This window comes from Burkholderia sp. Se-20378, from assembly GCF_017104665.1.
Lineage (GTDB): Bacteria > Pseudomonadota > Gammaproteobacteria > Burkholderiales > Burkholderiaceae > Burkholderia > Burkholderia lata.
Map to the genome: position 1 here is coordinate 1 of NZ_JAAGPG010000438.1, position 6984 is coordinate 6984.

7 protein-coding genes and 1 pseudogene are annotated in these 6984 nt (G+C 67.5%); 4 read left to right on the forward strand and 4 right to left on the reverse strand.

Translation table 11 applies throughout. The features are described from left to right. The first annotated feature begins 116 nt into the window (after window positions 1-116). Window positions 117-1130, forward strand: coding sequence for a low-specificity L-threonine aldolase (ltaE, locus tag G3N93_RS30525; RefSeq protein ID WP_206134620.1), 1014 nt, complete (start codon window positions 117-119; stop codon window positions 1128-1130). A 114-nt stretch (window positions 1131-1244) separates the two neighbouring features. Here the strand turns inward: ltaE and G3N93_RS30530 are convergent, their stop codons facing one another. Continuing rightward, window positions 1245-1457: a DUF1059 domain-containing protein gene (locus G3N93_RS30530; protein WP_011353793.1), complete on the reverse strand. Its 213-nt coding sequence runs from the start codon at window positions 1455-1457 to the stop codon at window positions 1245-1247. A gap of 198 nt (window positions 1458-1655) precedes the next feature. After that, on the reverse strand, window positions 1656-2561 hold the full coding sequence (locus G3N93_RS30535) for an HTH-type transcriptional regulator ArgP (protein ID WP_011353794.1): 906 nt from the start codon (window positions 2559-2561) through the stop codon (window positions 1656-1658). A gap of 292 nt (window positions 2562-2853) precedes the next feature. On the opposite strand from G3N93_RS30535, the gene G3N93_RS30540 reads away from it, so the two are divergent. The 3 genes from G3N93_RS30540 (at window position 2854) to G3N93_RS30550 (ending at window position 5502) form a co-directional block, all read left to right on the forward strand. Then, window positions 2854-3507 (forward strand): peroxiredoxin, encoded by a 654-nt coding sequence (locus tag G3N93_RS30540; protein WP_174941974.1) that lies wholly within the window; start codon window positions 2854-2856, stop codon window positions 3505-3507. 138 nt (window positions 3508-3645) lie between these two features. Beyond that, entirely contained in the window at window positions 3646-4716 is a 1071-nt protein-coding gene (locus G3N93_RS30545; RefSeq protein ID WP_011353796.1) for an MBL fold metallo-hydrolase, read from the forward strand. A gap of 126 nt (window positions 4717-4842) precedes the next feature. After that, window positions 4843-5502: a glutathione S-transferase family protein gene (locus G3N93_RS30550; protein ID WP_174941975.1), complete on the forward strand. Its 660-nt coding sequence runs from the start codon at window positions 4843-4845 to the stop codon at window positions 5500-5502. A 103-nt stretch (window positions 5503-5605) separates the two neighbouring features. Here G3N93_RS30550 and G3N93_RS30555 read toward each other — a convergent pair whose 3' ends face one another. Together G3N93_RS30555 and G3N93_RS30560 are read right to left on the reverse strand one after the other, a co-directional pair. Then, complete coding sequence (locus tag G3N93_RS30555) at window positions 5606-6298, reverse strand: phosphatase PAP2 family protein (RefSeq protein ID WP_206134621.1); 693 nt, start codon at window positions 6296-6298, stop codon at window positions 5606-5608. A 427-nt stretch (window positions 6299-6725) separates the two neighbouring features. Beyond that, window positions 6726-6984 (reverse strand): annotated as a pseudogene (locus G3N93_RS30560) (MFS transporter); the annotation flags it as partial.

The following is a 6984-nucleotide window of genomic DNA, read 5'->3' on the forward strand; positions in this document are numbered from 1 at the left end:
TCAAGCGCGCATCGATCGCCGGTACACACACGCTGCATGAATTGCGTACACTCTGAGTCTCGTTTCGGCAGGGCCGGGCACATCGGTTCCGGTCCGCGTTTACTCAGGATTCAGCGATGATCGATTTACGCAGCGATACCGTGACACGTCCGAGCCAGGCAATGCTGGCCGCGATGACTGCCGCCGAAACCGGCGACGACGTATGGGGTGACGACCCGACCGTGCTGCGCCTGCAGGCGGTGATGGCCGAGCGGGCCGGCAAGGAAGCCGGCCTGTTCTTCCCGAGCGGCACGCAGAGCAACCTGGCCGCGCTGATGGCGCATTGCGAGCGCGGCGACGAGTACATCGTCGGCCAGCTCGCGCATACCTACAAGTACGAAGGCGGCGGTGCGGCCGTGCTGGGCAGCATCCAGCCGCAGCCGATCGAAAACGCGCCGGACGGCACGCTGCCGCTCGCGAAGATCGCCGCGGCGATCAAGCCGATCGACAATCACTTCGCCCGCACGCGCCTGCTCGCGCTCGAAAACACGATCGGCGGCCAGGTCTTGCCTGAAGGCTATGTGCAGGAAGCCACCGCATTCGCGCGCAGCCGCGGGTTGTCCCTGCATCTCGACGGCGCACGCGTGTGCAACGCGGCCGTCGCGTCGGGCCGTTCGATCGCCGAGCTGTGCGCGCCGTTCGACAGCGTGTCGATCTGCTTCTCGAAAGGGCTCGGCGCACCGGTCGGCTCGGTGCTGGTCGGCAATCGCGCGCTGATCGAGCGCGCGCAGCGCTGGCGCAAGGTGCTCGGCGGCGGGATGCGGCAGTCGGGCATTCTCGCGGCCGCGTGCCTGTATGCGCTCGACCACAATGTCGAGCGGCTCGCGGACGATCACGCGAATGCCGCGCATCTTGCCGAAGGGCTGGCGCGCATCGACACCGTGAAGGTGCTGTCGCACGCGACGAACATGGTGTTCGCGCAATTCCCCGAAGTCGATTGCGCGCCGCTCGAGGCGTGGCTCAAGGAGCGCGGGATCCTCACGCAGATGCTGTACGCGTCGCGCTTCGTCACGCACTGCGACGTGTCGCGCGCGGATATCGATACGTTCATCGACGCGGTCGGTGCATATTTCGCGCAGCGTCGCGCGTAAGGTGGAATGCGCCGGCCGGCGGGGACGCCGGCCCGATGTGGCGCGAATCAGGAGATGGAGAGGCGACGGGGGCGATGGGGCAACCCGTCTGTCGATATCGGGCGAGCCGGCGGATTACGCTTGCCGGGGTGCATCGGCGGGCGGTGTGCCGTCGCGGAACAGCGCTTGCAGTTGCGTGCGCAGTTCCGCGCTGTCGGTGTGCTGGTGCACCAGGACCGCGTGTTGCACGGCGGCCTCCAGCAATTCGTTGTCGGAGTCGGCAGAAATCGCGACCGAGCAATTCATCGCGCTGGGAAACTCGCGGCAATCGATGTAGCGGCGAGACATGATGTTCTCCTTGCGGGAAAGGGCGCTGCCGGATGTGTGTGATGGGCCGCGCGGCGCGTGCGCGAGGCCGATGGAAAAAGTATAGGCGGCGCGGCGGGGATTATCGTCATCAGGCTTGCCGCACACCGCACACCGCACACCGCACACCGCAAACCGCAAACCACACGCGCGGTCGGCGGTGCCGCGCTCACACGCGCGTCACGGCAGCGGCGCGAGCAGCCGGCGCGCCGCTTCGACGACCCGCTCGGACAATGACGCCATCGTCGGCGACTGCACGGTCCACGCGTGCCAGTACAGCGTGACGTCGGTCGGATGCGCGGGCGCGAGATCGACGAGCCCCTGCGCGTCGAGCGGCGCGCTGCCGATCAGCGGTTCCGGCACCATCGCATAGCCGAGCCCGTGCCGCACCGCCGCGAAGTGCGAATGGGTGCCCGGCACGTAGTGGCACGGATACGCGCCTTCGGGCAACCCGAACTTCTCCTTCAGGAACGACGACTGCAGCGTATCGCGCCGCGAATACGCGACGACGGGCGCCTTGCGCGCGCTCGTGCGGTTCAGTCCGCGCGGAAACCAGCGCACCGCGAACGCGGCGGCCGCGAGCAGCCGGTAGCGCATCGTGCCGAGCGGCGTCGCGAGGCAGCCGCGCATCGGCTTCGGCTCGGTCGTCACGCAGCCAACTGCCATCCCGCTTTCGAGCAATGCGAACGTGTGGTCCTGATCTTCGACGATCAGCTCGAACAGGATGCGCTCGCCGGCGAGCACGGACGTCAGTGCCGGCAGAAACCACGTGCCGAGGCTGTCGGAGTTGAGCGCGATCGTGACGGAGATCGGCGATTCGCGCTCGGTCGCGAGCGTGCTCTGCAGGTCGGCCTGCAGCAGCGCGACGCGGCGCAGGTGCTGCAGCACGCGCTGCCCGGCCACCGTCGGGCGGCACGGCCGTGTGCGCAGCACGAGCGGCGTGCCGAGGCTTGCCTCCAGCGCGCGGACTCGCTGCGTGACGGCCGACGCGGTCACGTGCAGCCGTACGGCCGCCTGCTCGAAGCTGCCCGTGTCGGCGACGGCCAGCAGCGCGGCGGCCTGCTTCGGATCGATCGTCATCGACATGTCGGTGGAATTCCTGTGAACGTAAGACGAGAACAGCCGGTAGTGTAAGTCAGTGCGTCCCGGCGGCCGGGTGCGGCGCAGCGTCCTGCCGCATCGCATTCGTCGTCGGAATCGGCCACGGCACGACGGTATGTCGCACGCCGCATGCCGGTGTGGCGCGCATTTTGACCTACGCTATATGAACGCGCGGAACCCGGCATGTGCCATGCCGCACTTCGCGCGCGGACGATCGCGCGTCGCGCGCAAGCCGCGGCGCAGGCGTCGTGACGATTCCCACTTGATGGAGACGAACATGTCGATTCGACTAGGCGAGGACGCGCCCGATTTCACCGCGGAGACCACCGAGGGAACGATCCGCTTTCATGAATGGATCGGCGACCACTGGGCGATCCTGTTTTCCCATCCGAAGGATTTCACGCCGGTGTGCACGACCGAACTCGGCTACTTGGCCGGGCTCAAGCCGGAATTCGACAAGCGCAACACGAAGATCATCGGGCTGTCGATCGATCCGGTCAGCGATCACCAAAAGTGGGTGGCGGATATCGCCGAAACGCAGGGTCACGCGGTCAACTATCCGCTGATCGGCGACGACGAGCTGAAGGTCGCGAAGCTGTACGACATGATTCATCCGAATGCGGGCGGCGGCCCGCGCACGGCGGTCGACAACGCGACCGTGCGCTCGGTGTTCGTCATCGGGCCGGACAAGAAGGTCAAGGCGATGCTCGTCTATCCGATGAGCGCGGGGCGCAATTTCGACGAGGTGCTGCGCCTGCTCGACGCGCTGCAGCTCAATGCGGCGCATACGGTCGCGACGCCGGTCAACTGGACGCCCGGCGACGATGTCATCATTCCGACGTCGGTGTCGGACGAGGCGGCGAAGCAGAAGTATCCGCAGGGCTTCCGGACGTTGAAGCCGTATCTGCGCTACGTGAAGCAGCCGAGCTGACGCGACGGGCCGGCCGGAGGCCGGCAAGGCAGGATCACGACGGGCGGCCCGCGCGACAGCGACAGTCGCGGCGCGGGCCGGACGACGGCAGCAAGCGCACATCAAACAAGCATCCACCCGCGACGGAGCGATTTCGCGATGATCTTCCGGCAACTCTTCGACCCGCAATCGTCGACGTACACGTACCTGCTCGCCGACCGCGCGTCGCGCGAAGCGGTGCTGATCGATCCCGTGTTCGAGCAGGTGCGCCGCGACGCGGCGCTGCTCGACGAACTCGGGCTGCGGCTCGTCGCGACCGTCGACACGCACGTGCATGCCGACCACGTGACGGGTGCGTGGCTGTTGAAGCAGCGCACGGGCAGCACGATCGCGATCTCGGCCGCGAGCGGCGCGCAGGGCGCCGATCGCTACCTGAACGACGGCGACCGCTGCGCCTTCGGCGCGCGCTACCTGACCGTGCGCGCGACGCCCGGCCACACGAGCGGCTGCATCAGCCTCGTGCTCGACGACGAATCGATGGCGTTCACCGGCGATTGCCTGCTGATCCGCGGCACGGGCCGCACCGACTTCCAGCAGGGCGACCCGCGCGCGCTGTATCGCGCTGTGCACGGCCGGCTCTTCACGCTGCCGGCCGCGTGCCTGCTGTATCCGGCGCACGACTATCGCGGGCTCACGGTGACGAGCGTCGGCGAGGAGCGGCGCTTCAATCCGCGTCTCGGCGGCGATCTGAGCGAAGACGATTTTGCGGGCTACATGCGCAACCTCGGGCTCGCGCATCCGCGCCAGATCGACGTCGCGGTGCCGGCGAACCTGCAGTGCGGCGTCGCCGCAAACGCGCCCGATGTGCAGGCCGCACCCGACTGGGCGCCGCTCGTCTATACGTTCGCCGGCTTCTGGGAAATCGATCCGCAATGGCTCGAGGATCATCTGCCGGCGGTGCAGGTCGTCGACGTGCGCGAGCCGGACGAATTCACGGGCCCGCTCGGCCACCTGCCCGGCGCAACGCCGATTCCGCTCGGCGAACTGGCCGCACGCGCCGGCGAGATCGCGCGCGACCGGCCGGTCGTGACCGTGTGCCGGGCCGGCGGGCGCTCCGCGCAGGCGACCGTCATTCTGCTGAAGGCCGGCTTCGACACGGTGGCGAATCTTGGCGGCGGGATGCTGCGCTGGCGTGCCGAAGGGCGTGTCGTGATGGACGGCCGGTCGTAACGGCCCGAGTCGCACGACAAAAAAATTCCGGATCGCTGTCGAAATGGCCGGGTGCCGTTCGTCGTCAAGGTATCCGATCACGTGGCGCCGCATCACGCGGCGTCGAAACCCCCGAGAGACCGCACGATGATGCCGACGCTATACGCCCATCCCTTTTCGTCCTACTGCCAGAAGGTGCTGACCGCGCTGTACGAGAACGGCACGCCGTTCGAGTATCGCGTGCTCGCGCACGACGATCCGAAGCCGATGCAGGAACTGACCGCGCTGTGGCCCCTGAAGCGCTTTCCGGTGCTCGTCGATGCGGGCCGCACGGTGGTCGAGGCGTCGATCATCATCGAGTATCTCGGCCTGAACCATCCGGGCCCCGTGCGCTTGCTGCCCGACGATCCGCATGCGGCGCTTGAGGTGCGGTCGATGGATCGTTTCTTCGACAACTACGTGTCGACGCCGCAGCAGAAGGTCGTGCACAACGCGCTGCGGCCGGAAGCCGAGCGCGATGCGCGCGGTGTCGCCGATGCACGCGCGATGCTGGAGACGTCGTACGCGTGGCTGGACAAGAAGATGGCCGATCGCGAATGGGCGGCCGGCGACCGCTTCAGCCTCGCCGACTGCGGCGCGGCGCCGTTCCTGTTCTACGCGGACTGGACGCACCGGATCGATCCGTCGTTCGCGAACGTGATGGCGTACCGCCGGCGTCTGCTGGCGCGGCCGTCGTTCGCGCGCGCAGTCGACGAGGCGCGGCCGTTTCGCTCGTTCTTTCCGCTGGGTGCGCCTGATCGCGACTGACCGGCGCGGCCGACGCGCGGCGCGCGGATGCCGCGCATGGCCGGCAGCGCGTGCCGGGGCGACGGCGGAACGTAAGCAGCGGCAGCATCGTGGCGTCTCCCCGTCACATCGTGTGGGTGGCCGACTGCGCGAGCGTCAGCAGTTCGTCGAACTGCGTGATCAGCTCGAAGCACAGCAGGAACGCGAGCGTATAGGCCGGCGCGGGAAAGCGCCGGATCATCGCCAGCACCTGCGGCGCGAAGCGCGAGCGGATCGTGTCGCGCGTCAGCAGCCACGCGATCGCGATGCCGATCGCGGCGCCCGCGATCAGGTCGGTCGGGTAGTGAAAGCCGAGATACGCGCGCGGCACGCAGATGAACACGACCGCATACACCAGTGCCAGCACGCCGATGCGGCGCGCGATGATGAAGATGCCGGTGGCGATCGCCATCCACAGCATCGCGTGATCGCTCGGAAACGAACTCCATGCCTGCAGCGTGGCCGCGCGCAGTCCCGCCGACGGGAAGTGCAGGTGCAGGTCGGGGTTGTAGATCGGCCGCACGCGGAACGGCAGCACCTGGGCGAGCAGCCGGCCGAACGCGAGCGCGATGAGCCCGCTTGCGATCGTTGCGACGACCAGCTCGCGCTGGCGCTCGCGGTTCGGGCCCGGCTGGAACCACAGCCAGCACAGCACGGGAACGAGCACGAAGCCCTTGAAGGTGTACAGGCCCGCAATCACGCGGATCGCGTGATTCATCAGCGGACCGAACGTGATGTGGGTGAGGAAGATCTGGATCGTGGTGTCGAAATTGTTCATGTCGTGCGACCCCGGCGGATCGCAGTGCATGACGTGCGGCCGGCAGGATCTGGAAGCGCGCTCGCTCCGGAGCGCAACGGGGGGCAAGTATGTCACCCGTTATTTCGAAGAAAATGCGAAAAAATACCGGGAATCCCCTGATAAAACGGGGCTGTGCGGTGGGGCCGGATGGGCGGGCGCCGCGTGGCGGGGCGCATTGAATCGCCCGACGTTTTCGCATCGATGCGCACGGTCGCCGGAAAAATAATCGGTTGAACTGGACATTCGTTCGAGCCGGTGCGGACCTTGCACGGGATGGGCGCTTTTCATGCCGGATGCGCACGAATCTGCCGGGCCGCGCAGCGTCGTGCGTGCGCCGATCGAAAATAAAAGAAAAGGCGGACAAGCCCTTGTGGGCCTGCCCGCCAGGGGTGTGCGACGCGGAAATTCAGTGGCGCCAGATCCGCACGGTGAGTGCAGCCAGCGATGTGACGACGGCCAGCGCGGTCACCGCATTCCAGCCCAGTTGCGCGAGCAACAAACTGCCGATCGCGGCGCCGGCCGCCATCCCGATGAACATGCCGACGAACAGCACCGCGTTGAGGCGGCTGCGCGACGCCGGGTCGATCCGGTAGACGATCGCCTGGTGCGCGATCAGCGTGGCCTGCACGCCGAGATCGAAGCCGATCGTCGCGACCGCGAGCAGC